At 34.2% G+C, this 16,492-nt stretch carries 16 protein-coding genes; 8 read left to right on the forward strand and 8 right to left on the reverse strand.

Annotated features, from left to right (window positions below; genetic code table 11):
- Positions 1 to 16 precede the first annotated feature (16 nt).
- The 3 genes from AB0A59_RS04440 to cobO are packed head-to-tail and all read right to left on the reverse strand — an operon-like array spanning position 17 to position 1,605.
- On the reverse strand, positions 17 to 190 hold the full coding sequence (locus AB0A59_RS04440) for an RNA-protein complex protein Nop10 (protein ID WP_458746831.1): 174 nt from the start codon (positions 188 to 190) through the stop codon (positions 17 to 19).
- 13 nt (positions 191 to 203) lie between these two features.
- On the reverse strand, positions 204 to 1,013 hold the full coding sequence (locus AB0A59_RS04445) for a translation initiation factor IF-2 subunit alpha (protein ID WP_458746833.1): 810 nt from the start codon (positions 1,011 to 1,013) through the stop codon (positions 204 to 206).
- A 49-nt stretch (positions 1,014 to 1,062) separates the two neighbouring features.
- Positions 1,063 to 1,605, reverse strand: coding sequence for a cob(I)yrinic acid a,c-diamide adenosyltransferase (cobO, locus tag AB0A59_RS04450; RefSeq protein WP_458747555.1), 543 nt, complete (start codon positions 1,603 to 1,605; stop codon positions 1,063 to 1,065).
- A 253-nt stretch (positions 1,606 to 1,858) separates the two neighbouring features.
- On the opposite strand from cobO, the gene AB0A59_RS04455 reads away from it, so the two are divergent.
- Both AB0A59_RS04455 and AB0A59_RS04460 read left to right on the forward strand, forming a co-directional pair.
- Complete coding sequence (locus AB0A59_RS04455) at positions 1,859 to 2,257, forward strand: pyridoxamine 5'-phosphate oxidase family protein (RefSeq protein WP_458746835.1); 399 nt, start codon at positions 1,859 to 1,861, stop codon at positions 2,255 to 2,257.
- 1 nt (position 2,258) lies between these two features.
- Positions 2,259 to 2,744: a hypothetical protein gene (locus AB0A59_RS04460; RefSeq protein ID WP_458746837.1), complete on the forward strand. Its 486-nt coding sequence runs from the start codon at positions 2,259 to 2,261 to the stop codon at positions 2,742 to 2,744.
- Here AB0A59_RS04460 and AB0A59_RS04465 read toward each other — a convergent pair.
- Both AB0A59_RS04465 and AB0A59_RS04470 read right to left on the reverse strand, forming a co-directional pair.
- Positions 2,737 to 3,801, reverse strand: a complete 1,065-nt coding sequence (locus AB0A59_RS04465; protein WP_458746839.1) for an NAD(P)-binding domain-containing protein — start codon at positions 3,799 to 3,801, stop codon at positions 2,737 to 2,739. The two genes, AB0A59_RS04460 and AB0A59_RS04465, sit on opposite strands and share 8 nt — an antisense overlap.
- Before the next feature lie 115 nt (positions 3,802 to 3,916).
- Positions 3,917 to 4,612: a P-loop NTPase family protein gene (locus AB0A59_RS04470; protein WP_458747556.1), complete on the reverse strand. Its 696-nt coding sequence runs from the start codon at positions 4,610 to 4,612 to the stop codon at positions 3,917 to 3,919.
- 64 nt (positions 4,613 to 4,676) lie between these two features.
- Between AB0A59_RS04470 and AB0A59_RS04475 the strand changes: the two genes are divergently transcribed.
- The 6 genes from AB0A59_RS04475 (at position 4,677) to AB0A59_RS04500 (ending at position 10,178) form a co-directional block, all read left to right on the forward strand.
- Positions 4,677 to 4,943, forward strand: coding sequence for an LSM domain-containing protein (locus AB0A59_RS04475; RefSeq protein ID WP_458746841.1), 267 nt, complete (start codon positions 4,677 to 4,679; stop codon positions 4,941 to 4,943).
- A gap of 53 nt (positions 4,944 to 4,996) precedes the next feature.
- Positions 4,997 to 6,157: a methionine adenosyltransferase gene (gene metK, locus AB0A59_RS04480; RefSeq protein ID WP_458747557.1), complete on the forward strand. Its 1,161-nt coding sequence runs from the start codon at positions 4,997 to 4,999 to the stop codon at positions 6,155 to 6,157.
- Between the two features lie 58 nt (positions 6,158 to 6,215).
- Complete coding sequence (locus tag AB0A59_RS04485) at positions 6,216 to 7,397, forward strand: cobalt-precorrin-5B (C(1))-methyltransferase (RefSeq protein ID WP_458746842.1); 1,182 nt, start codon at positions 6,216 to 6,218, stop codon at positions 7,395 to 7,397.
- Positions 7,398 to 7,637: 240 nt separating this feature from the next.
- On the forward strand, positions 7,638 to 8,720 hold the full coding sequence (locus AB0A59_RS04490) for a cobalt-precorrin 5A hydrolase (RefSeq protein ID WP_458746844.1): 1,083 nt from the start codon (positions 7,638 to 7,640) through the stop codon (positions 8,718 to 8,720).
- A complete protein-coding gene (locus AB0A59_RS04495) occupies positions 8,717 to 9,478 on the forward strand; it encodes a sirohydrochlorin chelatase (protein ID WP_458746846.1) in 762 nt (253 codons plus the stop codon). The genes AB0A59_RS04490 and AB0A59_RS04495 overlap by 4 nt, the downstream gene beginning before the upstream one ends.
- A complete protein-coding gene (locus AB0A59_RS04500) occupies positions 9,465 to 10,178 on the forward strand; it encodes a precorrin-8X methylmutase (RefSeq protein WP_458746848.1) in 714 nt (237 codons plus the stop codon). Before AB0A59_RS04495 ends, AB0A59_RS04500 begins: the two co-directional genes overlap by 14 nt.
- Before the next feature lie 72 nt (positions 10,179 to 10,250).
- Here AB0A59_RS04500 and AB0A59_RS04505 read toward each other — a convergent pair whose 3' ends face one another.
- From AB0A59_RS04505 to uvrA, 3 genes are all read right to left on the reverse strand, one after another.
- Entirely contained in the window at positions 10,251 to 11,678 is a 1,428-nt protein-coding gene (locus AB0A59_RS04505) for a cobyrinate a,c-diamide synthase (protein WP_458746850.1), read from the reverse strand.
- A gap of 134 nt (positions 11,679 to 11,812) precedes the next feature.
- On the reverse strand, positions 11,813 to 13,516 hold the full coding sequence (gene uvrC, locus AB0A59_RS04510) for an excinuclease ABC subunit UvrC (RefSeq protein WP_458746852.1): 1,704 nt from the start codon (positions 13,514 to 13,516) through the stop codon (positions 11,813 to 11,815).
- An 82-nt stretch (positions 13,517 to 13,598) separates the two neighbouring features.
- The gene (uvrA, locus tag AB0A59_RS04515; protein WP_458746854.1) at positions 13,599 to 16,490 is read right to left on the reverse strand and encodes an excinuclease ABC subunit UvrA; all 2,892 of its coding nucleotides are present in this window, start codon (positions 16,488 to 16,490) and stop codon (positions 13,599 to 13,601) included.
- Positions 16,491 to 16,492: the final 2 nt, after the last annotated feature.

Genomic DNA, 16,492 nt, shown 5'->3' on the forward strand with positions numbered 1-16,492 from the left:
AATAGTTACTTAATACTCATTCTTTTTCCACAGTGTCTGCGTAGGCATCCATAATCCGATACCTTATATACTTATCATCGATGGAAAATTTTGGTGGATGTGGATCATTAGTCTCAGACTTACAAACTGGACATTTATCCTTTAATGTATATTGCTTACACATTCTACAAATTCTAATCCGATGTTTCATAGTTGTTCAACGATTAAATGTTTGTATGGGTTTTCTTTGATTCTTCCCTTGTAAATTTAAAAGTTCCTGAATTCTTTTCTATATTCGTCTTTATCTTTTCGATTGCTTGATTGAGGGCTTTCTCAGCTATTTTGAAATTTTCGGCTGTAACTGTGATCCTGTATTTTGGGGCACCTACGTAAGTAATATCTATTTTAGAATTATTTTTGGATCCATCTACAGATCCTAAAATATTCTTTATGATATCAATACCGTCTCCCTTTCTTACCATAATATCTAAGACTGCCCTGACTTCGATATGTGGGATCTGAATCTTCTTGCTTTCTACTTCTATCGCTTCAATTACTTCTGGTTTTAATTCGAGACTAGATAATACATCAGTTCCTTTGATGGCGACTGCTTCAAATGCATCATAGATAAAATCATATTTTTGGCTTATTTTTTCTTCAATCTCTCTTATGCTGTTTTGATCATAGCCAAGATTGGTCTTTATCACGTCCATAAAATTGGCGCCTTTTTCATCTTTTTTTACTTCCATGACTTTCGACTTCTTTTCTTCGCCAGTAACCTGTTTTAACGAAAGATCTACTTCTGACCTAATTGGATTAACTCTGATTACCTTGAGGACTGTTTTTTGTTTAGCCTTTACATACCTCTCAATATTTCTGATCCAGCCAGTGGCTATTTCTGATATATGTAAAAACGCAGTAAGATTGTCATATTCGTCAAGCGTTACATATGCTCCATGGCCCGTAACTTCTTTGACTGTAACTATAACTATTTCTCCCAAATCGGGGAGTTTTTTGGTTTCTGAAATACTCACTATGTTTAAACCAAATTCTTAGATTAATTAATTTTGCTTTTATAATCTTCTAAAAATCAATACCCTTTTTTGCCTTAATGCCCTTATTGTATGGGTGTTTAATTTCTCTCATCTCCGTAACCAGATCAGCCCTATGAAATATGTTGTCTGTTAAGTAATTCCCTGTTAATATTACAGTTACTTTAGCTGGTTTTGAGTCTAAAAGTGAAATAATTTCTTCTTCTTCAATTAGTTTAAGCTTTAATGCATAATTAATTTCGTCTAAAATAACAATATCATAATTTCCAGAGTTTATTTTCTCCTTAGCGATTGCCAAAGCATTTTTTGATGACTCTACATGCTCCTTAAAATCATGATCATCATCTATTATTCCTACAAATCCTTTTCCTGTTATTACTAATTCAAAATTTGGTTTTAATCTATTTGAGCTATAAATTTCTCCATAATTCCACTCGCCCTTGATGAACTGAATCATACAAACATTCATTTCGTATCCAATTGCTCTTAAAGCTACACCTAAAGCTGCAGTCGTTTTGCCTTTTCCATTACCATGGTACACAATTATTAATCCTTTATCCATAGTCCTCTTCAGTATTCTTAATTCAAGTTTACTGAAGCTCTCTATTTAGTATGTTCATCCAAAGTAAAGTATGGTCGATAAGTCCTACTTTAGCCATGACATTCTATGTGATTTATTAGATTGCATTAATAATTTATTTTGAAACTTATTTTCATGTTGATCAAGTGAGGCAATCATGGATAATGAAAATCAAATCCGACCATAAAATATGACTGCAATTAGTTTAAATTAACTCGACGGGTTAGGTGTTGCATGTAAACAGTCTATGTTCCAGTTAACACCTAGCGAGTTTGAATTTACTGTAGGAAATGAGTGTTGTAGATTAGCAACTTCTTTTAAAGATAGACCTCACGTCGTACCGGTTTCATATATCTACGAAAGCAATTTATTTTATATTTCAACTGACTATAATACAAAAAAATTATTCAATATTTATATGAATCCAAATGTCAGCTTAGCTATAGATATTTACGAACCAAATCAGAACAAAGGAATCATCGTAAACGGGAAAGTTAAAATAATTGAAAGTGGTCAAATTTATAACAAAATTTATTCACTTTTTTACAATAAATTTGAGTGGGTTCGAAATGATCCATGGAAAGAAGGAGAAGCTCCTTTTATAGAAATGAAACCGTATTCTAAAACTAGTTGGGGAATTAACTGATTTGAACATTAAATTTAAATTGGAACAAGCAGCCGGCGTAGTCTGTCAAGCTATCTACCCGATTTCTGTATCTTCATTTAGTGGAAAAGGTACAGAGGTTGGAATTTGTACACTATCGAGCATGGACCTTTTGAAGAAAATCTCGCGTAACCCTATAATGGATAAGCTTCTGATTGTAGGACGTTTATTTTCTGAAAACAAAGGTATTGATCATCTTATTCAGTTTTGTACGATATCCTTGACTATGAAATATTTGATTTTATGTGGGAAGGATACTAGTGGTCATTACCCGGCGGATGCATTAATGAATTTAATGCGAAATGGATTGGATGAAAATAACAAAATCATTGGAACCAAGGCTCCTTATCCATTTATAAAATCTCAAGCACATTTGGTTAATAAATTTAGGAAGCAAATAAAACTAATTGATATGTGTGAATGTTATGATTTGGGTAGAATTACCGATATGGTAAACGACCTTACTTAATTTTCTTAGTATAAAGCAACTGATTTGGCTCTGCTGCTTGCGTTTTTCTATCAGTATTAATTGTCACAGAGCCTGTGCTACCTTTTTTCTCTCTATTTTGGATATATTCTTTATAGTCCTCATCTATTTCCATGGCTGCTTGTAAAATCTTGCTTTTTATTGTATTAGATGAATTAATAAACATCTTTGTATCTTTGGGAAGACAGTGACCACCTATTCCATCTCTTGGTTCTAGTACTTCTACATTCCATTTTGTATTGAGTGATTCACGTAATTCCGAAAAACTGATACTATTAGACTTGCAATAAAGGTAAAGCTCTTCTGCAAATGCTATTTGGAGATATCTATGAGCATTCTCTACTATTTTGGTTAGCTCTGCTACTTCAACTGATGATACTGGATGCATTGGAATTGATAGACTTTTTAGCCCTTCTTTTGTCGCTGTAGTTGTAGTTGTAGTTGTAGTTGTAGTTGTATCTATTCCTTCTATTCTTCCTGCTCTTGTAGTTGGCATTCCTTCTGTTCCTGTTGTTTGTTGTGGGATTACCTCACGTCCATCATAAAAGTTAAGACCATGTTGTAGACAACAGTTGCTTACACCTCCTACAATACGTAATTGATTTACACCGTGAATTTCTTCTTCTAATGCATACCATCTATGTGGTGCATGTACAACGTGTAGTCTATGATCTACTTTTTCAAATACTTTTTTTGATGTACCTTTTGGTATAGTACTTTCAACTGATATTAGTGCACCTGTCTTTGCTTCTCTAGATATCTTTTCAACAACGGACATCAAACCATCTACTTGTGGTGTAAACATATCATCTGGTCTATGTGTGGATACACAGATAATTAATACGTCAAAATCACCAAAGTTTGTTGCTTGTTTTATTCCATAATTGGTCTCAGCTGATTGCATGGTTTTTTGATTTATATCGTATCCATAGGTATCAAAACCATGTTCTTTAACATATTTTGCAACTGGAAGACCAAGCTGGCCTAGTCCTATAATAACTACTTTGTTGTAGTCGTTTTTATAATTATAATTATACATCCTTTTAGTTTCTTCATTCAATTAACGTAAAAGAATAATTAATGATTTCTTAAGATTCTATCATTCTTTAAATCTATTACTTTTTACTATAATAATTTCTAGTATGTTTTAAATCTCATTGATGTTGCGCCGCGTTTAGCTCTACTAATAATTTTGAATCCCTTAGTCTTGAGGGATGAATGAACGTACATTCAATCAAATTTTGGGTTTTCCTTTTGATACTTGCTTTGATATGAATATATCTGATGATATCGTGATAAAAAGGTTCATAGTGGATTCCTTCAAAACTATTTCCCTCAAATTTCTCGACCAAAGTACTTGTAAAAATCATACTTATCTTTTTAGTTATGGCAATCAAAGCTATTTCTCTAATGAATCTTCTAACTTCATGTCTGATATTCTTATTCTGATTATAGAGAAATAAGGGTATTACATCATCAAGAATTACACAATCTATATCTAATACTTTAATTTTTTTTAAAAGACTAATTAGTTTATCTATTTCATAGATTCTTTGATAAGTTATATTTTTCAAAAAGATTCTAATTTCCTTGTCACTAACATCTGTTATCTCTTGAAGAAATTCATAAATCACTTCCGGCCTAAAATTGCCAGATCCGTCTATATATAGCGTTTTTTTCCTTTTCGTGCTAATTAGGGCGCAGATTAAGTATATAAGCTGGGTTCTCCCATGACCCTTCTTTTCAATCAATTCGATGAGTGTACCATTTCGGGTCAACAGGAGCAAAAGATCATCTAATTTTGCTAGTTCTGTACCTATGAGATTGGGTAATTCTCGATAGATAAAAATATTGTTTTGTTAGGCACATTTTGCTAGAGGAAGCTTTTTATTGTAGCCTAGGGTCTTTTCACAATTGATTAACAATATGGCAGCATCACCTTCACAACAACCTACTAAGAGACCATTAAATGTTTTACAGCGTTCTTTGAACAGAAAAGTTGCTGTAAGGTTAAAAAGCGAAATCGAATATAGAGGCAAAATGTCTAATGTAGATTCTTATATGAATCTAATTTTAGTTGATGCAGAAGAATTTGAGGGATCTGATCTGTTAGCAAATTATGGTAAAGTCGTTATAAGAGGTAATAATGTGCTTTTCATCAAATTAGAGAAAGAATTCTAACAGCAAGTATTTTCTGAATTCTTGCTCAATGATAATAATGCTCAATGATAATAATGCAACCACGAAAATATATATTTACATCTGAAAGTGTAACGGAAGGACATCCTGATAAGATATGCGATAGGATTTCTGATTCCATTCTTGACTCATTTCTAATTAATGATCCTGATGCAAGGGTAGCGGTAGAGGCCATGACAACTACAGGTGTAGTCATAGTAGCTGGAGAGGTGACTTCAACTCATAAAATAGATGTCCAGGATATTGTAAGAAATGAAATAAATGACATTGGTTATAATAAACCGGAATATGGATTTGATGGAAATACCTGTTCAGTGTTAGTTTCACTTCATGAACAAAGTCCTGATATCTCCATCGGAGTCACATCAAATGAATTAAAAGAGCAGGGCGCCGGCGACCAAGGACTTATGTTTGGGTTTGCTATTGACGAAACCCCTGAGTTTATGCCCTTGCCCATTACCCTTGCCCATAATTTGTCCCTGCGTTTATCCGAAGTAAGGAAGAAAAAAGAGTTAGATTGGGTTAGACCAGACGGCAAATCACAAGTTTCAATTCTGTATGAAGATAACAAACCAAAGTCGATCGATACTATAGTACTATCAACGCAGCATTCTCCTGAAATCTCTCAAGAACAGATTAATGAGGAAATTACCAAATTAGTCATAAATCCCGTTTGCTCAGATTGGATTACATCCGAAACGAAAGTTTTTGTCAATCCTACTGGTAGATTTGTTATTGGCGGACCGCCTGGCGATACAGGATTGACGGGTAGAAAAATCATAGCAGATACCTACGGAGGGATGGGAAGGCATGGAGGTGGAGCTTTTTCAGGCAAAGATCCTACTAAGGTAGATAGGTCTGCATGTTATATGGCCAGATATATATCAAAAAATATCGTGGCAGCAGGGTTGGCCACGAAATGTGAAGTTCAAATTGCTTATGCGATAGGTGTAGCAAAACCGGTATCCATTATGGTCGATACTTTTAAGACATCGATAGTAGACGAAGAAAAAATAGAGGCTAAGGTCAAGGACATCTTTGATACCAGTCCTGCAGGAATCATTAGATCTCTTAATCTGAAAAGACCAATTTATAAAAAGACTTCTGCATACGGACATTTTGGGCGAAGAGATGTTGACTTTAGTTGGGAAAAAACAGATAAAGCAGACGCTTTAAAGACAATTAGTATCCATTAAACAACGTAAAAGTTTTTTTTTGAGATCTTTGCATGATTATTTTAGTCGATGAAGGTTATTGAGCGAGTCAGATGAGAAAGTCACTAGTGATCTATCTCTCGCGGAAAGCGAACAGGATCTTCCTCAAGAAGTTAAAGAGAAAAAATTAAGGGGCCAGCTAAGAACTGGTTACACTACTGGGACCTCAGCATCGGCTGCTTCTAAATCCGCTCTTCTTGCACTCTTAACGGGAAAAAGTTTCGAAAGTGTACGTATTACACTTCCTAAAGGTAAAATAGTTACACTCAAAATTGCTTGGACAAAAATGAATGAAAATTCGGTTACTTCTGCAGTAATAAAAGATGGGGGAGATGACCCGGATGTAACTCATGGTGCTGAAATTTGTTCTACTGTCGAATTTACCCATGATAAAGGTAACATACAAATCATTGGTGGCACGGGAGTCGGTAAAGTCACAAAACCTGGACTTGGATTGTTGCTAGGACATGCTGCAATAAATCCAGTACCTATGAAAATGATTCGCGAAGCGGTGCATGAGGTTTTTGATCTTTATCCAAAGTTAGTTGAAAAACATGGCTTGAAAATATTAATCTCTGTTCCAAAGGGGGAAGAAATAGCAAAAAAAACTGATAACCCTCGACTGGGTATACTGGGAGGAATTTCAATTTTGGGGACAACCGGTATAGTACTTCCATATTCAACGGCTTCCTTTGCTGCTGCCATAAGACAGAGTTTGGATGTTGGGAAGGCACTACATGCAGATACTTTTATTCTTACAACGGGCGGCAGAAGTGAAGATTTTTGTAAAAGTTTGTTCGGCAATACTTATCCTGATCATTGTTATGTTCAGATGGGTGATTTTGCAGGCTATAGCGTAAAGCAATGCCACGACAAGAAAGTCAAGAGAGTATTTATAGCTGGATTCATTGGAAAATTAACTAAAATAGCAATGGGCGTCAAGCAAACACACGTAAGAGGCTCTCATGTCGATATGGAATTTATGGCTAAACTAGCTAAGGAAGTGGATGCTTCTGAAGATATTTTGAAACAAATCAGAGAGGCAAACACTGCACGACATGTTTCAGAAATAGTTGAAGCTCATCATGTCGAAGGTTTTTATGATCTTATTTGTAGAAATGCGGCTATCCAGTTAAATAATTATTCAAAAAACGAGTTATCAATAGAAGTTATTATGTTCGACTTTAAAGGATATACCATTGGTAGGTTCCCAAAAAAATAATAGGACTCGTTTGGTAAAAATAGTTTATCTTAGCCTGTTTCTGAAGGAATTATTAAAAGCTCGGTGAGAAACTGTTAAGTCATTATGTTTTCACAAATGATACTATCTTACTTAAATCTCAATACAATTTTTGACCTGACAGTAGATTCATTGACGTAGATAATAAATCTAGCAATGCAAACTTATAATAAAATAGTTATTGTAATAATATAGTAAAATATAGGAGATTCATATTTAGAATTGAATGAGAATATATACAAAAAGGGCATCGCTATTGTCGCTATAACTAAAAAGGGCATTGAAATCGCAAAGAGAATTCACGATACGTTAAGCGAATCGCAAATCTATGTACCGGAAAAATTTAGGGAATCGGATTCATCAATAATTTACTTCTCTGATTCCGTAATGAACAGGATAGGACCCATTTTTCAGGGATATACTTCGATAATTTGTATCTTTTCATTGGGAGCAGTTATTAGATTGATCTCACCTCATTTGAAAGATAAAAAGAACGATCCGGCTGTAATTGTAATAGATGATACTGCAAAATTCGTCATAAGCACGCTCTCAGGACATTTGGGCGGTGCTAACGAATTAACACTTAAAGTATCCAGCATCTTGAATTCGATCCCGGTAATTACTACTGCAGCGGATGTCAACAAAACCATTGCGATAGATCTATTGGGAAAAAAATTTGATTGGGTTATTGATAATTTTGAAAATGTAACAAAGGTAAGTGCTTTGATGGTGAACGAAGAGAAAATCGGAGTATTTCAAGATGCTGGAGAAAAGGATTGGTGGAATATGGATCAACTCCCAAAGAATGTCGAAACGGTACCTTTGATTGTTGGCTTGTTATCTAATGAATACAAGGCCTCTATAATTATTACAGATAAACTAGTGTCAAATAAATTCCTGACTGATAAATCAGTAATATATAGACCAAAATCACTTTATGTAGGGATCGGATTGCATTGGAATACCTCTAAGGAATCAATTCAACAAGGCATACTAAAAGTACTTGAAGAAAATGAGTTAAGCATAAAAAGTATCAAGGCCATTACCTCCATAGATAAAGGTAAGCGCATCGTTGGCTTGGATGAATTTTGCACTGAGAACAATATTCCACTACTTCTTTTTTCAAAAACTGAGCTAAATGAGATAGAAGTTCCTAATCCATCTGAATTAGTTGGAAAATATGAGGGAACATCTAGCGTGTCTGAAGCCTCTTCATTGGCAGGTTCGAAGGGTATTTTAATAGTACCTAAACAAAAGTTTCCACCAGATTTGACTGTCGCAATAAGTCGGGTGAACAATCAGTGAAAAAAGCATTGTTGATAATAGATCGAGGAAGCAAGATGAAAGAAGTACAGGAGGAATTGCATCATACATGTGAATTGATTAAATATAAAACTGACTATTCTTACGTAGGTTATTGCTTTCTAGAAGTTATTCCACCTTATATCGATGAAGGGATTAGAAAATGTATTGATAAAGGCGCTGATTCTATAACTATTGTTCCCTATTTCCTTTACCCTGGAATGAAACTTAAAGATGCTGTTACCCAAACTGCATCCATTATTTATCAAGAGAAAAAAAAAATAGTGATTACAAAACCCTTATCATATCAACCTATTATATCGGAAATAGTTCTCAAGCGGGTAAATTCCTTGATTATCGAAAGGGATCTAAATAATGACAAAAAAAACCTGTGTTTATTGTTAATTGGTCATGGTAGTAGCGATAAACGTTCTAGAGAAGCTTTTCTATATACCGTTAATAGCTTAAAAAAAACATACCGGAATGTTAAATTTTGTTTCTTGGAATTAGAACCACCAAATATAGAAGAAGGCATAAAGGAATGTATGACTTCTAACCCCCATACGATAGTAGTAATCCCATACTTTTTGCATAAAGGCGTCCACATTCAAAAGGACATCTTAGTTGATTTATCTAAAGCACAAGAAAAATATAATTTTGAAAGGTTGTTTATAGCTGGACATATAGGAGTGGATCCTGCAGTGATAGAGCTTGTAATCACACTAGCGAAGGAGGCTGAAGTTAAAAGTGGGATTTTCTAACATCAAAAGTAATGACTATGGTATAGGTAATCCTCAATCTCGAGACATGTCTACTAGGGCTTTTGGAATTGAGAAACAAAGTTTTGATATTATTGAATCCGAAATCGGAAATCATGAATATGTTGACAATGAATGGGCCGTGGTGAGACGGGTTATCCACGCTACTGCTGACTTTGATTTTGCAAAAAAAGATAGAATTATTTTCCATGAAAAAGCAATAGAATCTGCTTTCTTAGCTTTTTCCAGGAAATCATTTATCGTTACCGACGTGGAAATGGTATTACATGGTATCAATAAGAAATTATTATTGGATTTAGATCTAACTGGAATTTGTCTTATAAATGATCCTCAATTAAAAGAAATATCAAAGAAAACAAACAAAACAAGATCAGAGCTCGCCATGCAGAAGGCGGCTGACAAGATAAATGGTGGTATTGTCATCATTGGAAACGCCCCAACTGCTCTTTATGAATTAATTTTGATGATAAAGGAAAAAAAAACCTTACCATTACTAGTTATTGGAATTCCAGTTGGATTTGTGTCAGCAGTTGAATCTAAAATTGATTTATTAAAAATGGATATTCCTTATATTACAAACATAGGAAGGAAGGGCGGTAGTTCTGCAGCTTCATCTATTATTAACTCGCTCATGCTGTTGTATTCTACAAGAAGATCTACAAAGCAAACTTCGAAGGAATGATTGTGTTATTTTTGGTGTTAACCATTCAATAGAAAATAGTTTTACTTGTAAAAATCATAATGTCTGTTCATATTATTTTCTTGAGTACTGAATACAGCAGTCTATAAATCTATCTGAGAAAGTCGAATTAGCAAAATGTGTGTGCATGTATGAAGCAATACAGTTATGAGCATGGAAACCATCCTTTCCATCCTTTATACCTTTTCCCTTTTTTAGATTATAAATCAACTCAACGTCGGCGTTGTTAATAACTACATTTGAATAATGAAATTCATGACCTCTCACTTTCCGCATTTTTCCAAGATAAGTTTGATTATTATTTAACAAAGCCTCTGTATAACCAAGAGTAACTTTATTTGTCATAATGGTATCTGCATCAAACAACCCCACCATTTTGTGCTTTTTTTTACCGTTCTTATAGCCAGAAATTGTTTTTGTTAAATACATTAATCCTCCACATTCGGCATAAATGGGTATGCCTTTCTCTGCTAAATCCAGGATTGACCTGCGCATATTAGAATTGCTTTCTAATTTATCAGCAATTACTTCTGGAAACCCGCCGCCTAATATCATACCATTTGTATCTTTAGTCACACCATTATCATCGAGGGGACTGAAAAATTCAATTTTTGCCTTACTGTGTAATAAATCTAAATTGTCCTGGTAGTAAAAATTAAAAGACTTATCTAAAGCAATGGAAATCTTTACTTTTGAATCAAGCAATTTTTCAGAAGCTTGATACCTGGATTTTCTATCTACAAAGTCCAATGAGAACTTTTCAAAATTTGATTTATTTATATAATTCATGTTTTTACATATCTGGATAATCTCTTCAAAATCAAGATGTTCGGCAATAATATTGGAATTTATTATGATACTATCTTGTAATTTGTCGTTTAGTTCCATCCTTGGTATCAAGCCTAAATGTCTTTCATGATAAATTAGGCTTTTATCATTAAATATAGTTCCTACAATCGGTATCTTAATTTTTGATTCAAACGCTTCAGCAATATATCTCAAATGCCGTTCACTGGCAAGGTTGTTTAGTATTATTCCTGAAATCTTGATGTTGCGATCAAATTTGATAAAACCCAAGGCGATGGCAGCCAATGATCTGGCTGCTTTTCTTGCATCCACAACTAAAAGAATAGGCAAGTCTAGAATCCTTGCTACATGTGCGGTGCTTGCAAAATTATTCCTTCCAGACATTCCGTCGTACAATCCCATAACACCTTCTAGAACCGTAAAATCAGAATCAATAGAATTTTCCAAATAAGATTCTAACAATCCGTCAATTCCCATCAACCACACATCGAGATTTCTTGATCGGCGTTTTGATATCATATTATGGTAAGATGGGTCGATAAAATCGGGCCCTATTTTGAAGGGTTGAACTTTATATCCCCTTCTCAAAAGTCCCTGTATTATAGCAATTGATATTGTTGTCTTTCCCACCCCACTAGTAATTCCTGCTATAACAATTCCCGGGGTTTTCATCATAGAATGTTATCATAAATCACTTAAAAATATTATTTCAATGAGACCTTTCTGGTTATCAATATTGTAGTAGGTGTATTCAGCTTCCAAATGGGAGAACACACTCAAAATGACTATTCTGGTGAAATTCCCAATATCTACTGGCTTAATATTTTTTTCCTCAAATATCTATTATATGTTAAACCAAATCTATGCGATTCGTCTCTAATGTGTTGTAAAATTTTTAATGATTTCTTGTTTTTGGGGACAAAGATTGGCTCGCTCGAATATGACGTGTAAACTTCTTCGTTCTGTTTTGCCAAGGAAATGCAGTCGATCTCTCCCATGCCTATCTTTTTCAATTTTGTAATTGCCACGTTTAAGTGACCCTTTCCACCATCAATTACAATCAAGTCCGGAAATCTATCAATTAGTTTGTCATCTGAAACATCTTTGCAGATATTATCGGGCGAATATCTTCTCCCAATAATCTCATCCATCATCAAAAAGTCGTTTTGGTATAATACCTTTTTTATTTTGAATTTTCTATATCCGTTTTTATCTGGAATGCCGTTCATAAATCGGGTACAAGCTCCAACAGCGAAATCATTTCCAAAATTCGAAATATCGAAACAATCAATAATGTATGGCAATCTTTTCAATCTTAGTAATACCTTTAGTTCATCAAGAGCTGGTTCATGGTTCTTTTCAACATATGTCTTTAGATTGTTCAATATTAATTGCATAATATTAAACTTGTTCGTGTCATTGGATTTCGAGTGATGTTCCTCTGATAAGTAATCTGAATCCATAGAAATTATTTTGATCTGTGTTCCGGTCATCTGGTACAGGACTTCATTTAACTTTGCTTCCTCTTCAATATTTTTATTTAGATAGATAACATTTGGAACTGTTGTACTAGAATGATAGTATTGACAAATGAAATTTTCAATGGAATTATCTCCTAATAAGTCAAACTGATATTTTTTCATATCATTTATGACTCCGTTCTTACTAATTAGTGTCATTACGTGCATAATTTTTTGATTATCGTCCTCAAGAAATCCTATATATTCCTCTGATTTGTAGCCTCCGATAAAATTATTTTCCATTTTCTGATGCTGTAAGAGATTTTGTAGTCTGGTTAGGGTATCTCTGATGAAAATAGCTCTTTCATACTCTTGGTTGTTAGAAGCAATCTTCATTTCTGCCTCGAGTTTCTTATAAAAATCTCCGAGGGCTTCGTTATTGTCTAATATTCTTTTTAAGGATGTTACATTTTCTTTGTATTGCTCTTCATTAATCTTGTTAATACAGGGAGCATCGCAGTTTCCAATGTGATATTCTAAACATTCTTTTCTTGGAAGTCTGGTGCAGATCCTTATCTTAAACATTTTCCTCAATAAACCCACGGATAAGTATCTTGAGCTACCTTTTACAAATGGACCTATTACTTCTCCTTTTGTTCCTGAAAACTCTCCGTTTCGGTTTCTCCTTGTTACTAGTAACCTTGGAAACTTTTCATCTGTAACTTTTAAGTAGGTGTATCTTTGCTGGTCTTTAAGTTCAATATTATATATTGGCCTGTGCTTCTTGATCAAGTTTGATTCGAGGAGATATGCTTCAATTTCGTTATCTGTAATGATATAATCTATGCTTTTGATTTTAGTAATAAGCACTCTGGTTTTCCAATTTCCATCTTGATTTTTATGAATTTTTTTGGAAAAATAACTTTTGATTCTTCTATCAAGATCCTTTGCTTTGCCAATGTAAATAATCTTTTGTTGATAATCCTTCATAATATACACGCCGGGATTATGGGGATAAGGATATTTGATATAGCTGGACTCTCTTGCTTTCAATTTATATTTTTACCTTTGAATATTATTAATCATATATTTTAAGTCAAATAACGATGCCATTACTACCAAACCAAATATCTATTCACTTATTTTTCTCTATTACCAATTCTTTCGCTCTTAACTTTCTCATTTTTTCTTTTAGAAAATGTCCGGTGTAACTTGAGTTGTTCTCAGAAATTTCTTCTGGAGTACCTGCAGCTATAATTTGTCCCCCTTTATTTCCACCCTCAGGACCTAAATCTATAATCCAATCAGCAGAAGCGATGATATCGAGATTGTGTTCAATTACAATAATGGTATTTCCTAGTTCTCTTAATCTAAATAATATTTTTAATAATTTCTTTACATCAGCAAAGTGCAGTCCCGTAGTTGGCTCATCCAAGATATACATTGTGTTACCTGAATCCCTTTTTGAAAGTTCAGTAGCCAATTTTATCCTTTGAGCTTCTCCTCCTGACAGAGTAGTGGCTGGCTGCCCCAGATGTAAATAGCCCAAACCTACTTCATCCAACAACTTTAACTTGTTTCGAATGGGGGGATTGTTTTTAAAGAAGTCTAATGCTTCTTCCACAGTCATATTCAGAACATCGGAAATGCTTTTTCCTTTATATTTGACCGACAAAGTTTCACTATTGTATCTGGCTCCCTTACACTGATCACATGTAATATATACATCAGGTAAGAATTGCATTTCAATTTTTCTGACACCCGCTCCGTCACACATATCGCACCTGCCGCCAGGTAAATTGAATGAAAATCTTCCCATCTTATATCCTCTTTCCTTTGATAGTTGAGTTTTTGAAAATAGATCTCTTATGAAGGTAAAGGCATTGACATAAGTAATGGCATTTGACCGTGGGGTTCTACCAATTGGAGATTGATCTATCCCTATGACTTTATCAATGTTCTCTATTCCGACGATCTTATCATGCTTTCCAACTTTAGATTTGGATTTGTAAAAATAGTTGGTTAGGTAGTTGAACAATATATCGTTTACTAGTGTGGATTTTCCAGATCCAGAAACACCTGTAACTACTGTAATAACGCCTAATGGAAAAATGGGATTAATATCTTTAAGATTATTTTCAGATGCACCAAAAATTTTGATAAATCTCTCTCCAACCAGCCTGGGTTGAAGATTTTCATTTACCTTATTTCTTCCAATTAAAAAATCTGTTGTAAGGGAATCCTTACTTTCGAGTATATCGTCTAGTTCTCCTTGAGCAACTACGTGCCCGCCATGTGTTCCTGCTCCTGGGCCAATATCAATAATCCAATCAGCACTTCTAATTACTTCTTCATCATGTTCTACGACAATAACTGTATTTCCGATGTCTTTCAATTTGAAAAGGGTGTTTATGAGTAGACTATTGTCCCGCTGGTGTAAACCTATAGTTGGTTCATCTAAAACATAAAGCACACCGGTAAGATTAGTACCAATTTGGGTCGCCAATCTGATTCTTTGGGATTCCCCACCTGAAAGTGTACCTGCATTTCTATTCAAGTTCAGATAGTTCAAACCTACATTTGATAGAAACTTAAGTCTACTATTAATCTCCTTTAATATTTGCTTTGAAATTATCATATCACTCCTATTTAGGGTAATGTCACCAAAAAATTCAATTATTTTTTCTACAGGAAGGTTACAAATATCCATGATGGATTTTTTATTTATCCTTACAGAAAGAACCTCTTTTTTTAGTCTTTGACCGTTACACATTTCACATGGCTTTTCAATCATAAATTTTCTAATTTCTTCGCGTTTGGATTCTGAGTCGGTCTCATTGAATATTCTTTGTAGATTGAAAATTACTCCTTCAAACCTACCTGAGTATTCCCATGAGCTATCACTCGATCTTGATGTATAATTATATTTTATCCTTGAATCTGTTCCGTATAATATAACATCAATTTGCTCCTTGCTCATCCTGTCTATCGGCGTGTTTAGATTAAAACCGAATCTCTTACCTACATCCTTTAACATGGATGTTCTGAAACTTGCAAAATGGCCCGACGACCAAGGTTTAATGGCACCATCCAGAATAGTTTTGGTCTTATCTGGAATTATTAAGTCGACATCAAACTCTGTTTGAACACCCAATCCGTGACAGCTGGGGCAGGCACCAAACGGAGAATTGAATGAGAAAAATCTAGGTTCCATTTCTCCAATACTTATGTTGCATACAGGACATGAATTTTTTTGAGAAAATAAATGTTCTTTACCATCAATTAGAACCATGACAATACCACCACCTTTATCAATTGCATTTTGGACCGCCTCAAACACTCTGTCCTTCTCATCTAATATTTTATTGTTTGATATTCTATCAATAACAATCTCGATAGAGTGTCTTAATTGTTTCTCCTTGGCTGAAATAATATCGAATTTTTTACTGTCTGCAATATTTATTATATCTTTGTCAACTCTGATTCGAGAATAGCCTTGTTCCTTTAGAGATTCAAGAGTCTTTTCATAAGTCCCTTTTTTTTCTCTAATGACGGGAGCCAAAATTACTAGCATTCCTTCATTAGTGTTATTACTATTAATGGCTAGAATGGAGGTAACAATTGACTCCAAGGATTGATAGGATATTTCTCTTTCGCAATTAGGACGGTACGGGATACCGATTTTTGAAAACAACAATCTAAGATAGTCATAGATCTCAGTAATTGTTCCAACCGTTGAGCGTGGATTTTTATTAGTTGTCTTCTGTTGAATTGCTATTGCTGGTGATAGCCCATCGATTACATCTACATCCGGTTTATCCATTATTTGCAAAAACTGCCTTGCGTATGCCGAAAGCGATTCCACATATCTTCTTTGTCCCTCAGCAAAAATGGTATCAAAGGCCAAGGTAGATTTTCCAGAACCGGACAAACCTGTTATTACTATTAATTTATTTTTTGGAATTTCTAAGTTGAGATTTTTTAGGTTGTGTTGTTTTGCTCCTTTGATTACTATTTTGTTTTCCATTT

The sequence above is a fragment of the Candidatus Nitrosocosmicus sp. T genome (genome assembly GCF_054408485.1).

Excerpts from the sequence above, each read along its gene's own strand:
- AB0A59_RS04440 (WP_458746831.1), bottom strand. The coding sequence starts at position 190 with ATGAAACATCGGATTAGAATTTGTAGAATGTGTAAGCAATATACATTA.
- AB0A59_RS04455 (WP_458746835.1), top strand. The coding sequence starts at position 1,859 with ATGTTCCAGTTAACACCTAGCGAGTTTGAATTTACTGTAGGAAATGAG.
- AB0A59_RS04465 (WP_458746839.1), bottom strand. The coding sequence starts at position 3,801 with ATGTATAATTATAATTATAAAAACGACTACAACAAAGTAGTTATTATA.
- metK (WP_458747557.1), top strand. The coding sequence starts at position 4,997 with ATGCAACCACGAAAATATATATTTACATCTGAAAGTGTAACGGAAGGA.
- AB0A59_RS04505 (WP_458746850.1), bottom strand. The coding sequence starts at position 11,678 with ATGATGAAAACCCCGGGAATTGTTATAGCAGGAATTACTAGTGGGGTG.
- uvrA (WP_458746854.1), bottom strand. The coding sequence starts at position 16,490 with ATGGAAAACAAAATAGTAATCAAAGGAGCAAAACAACACAACCTAAAA.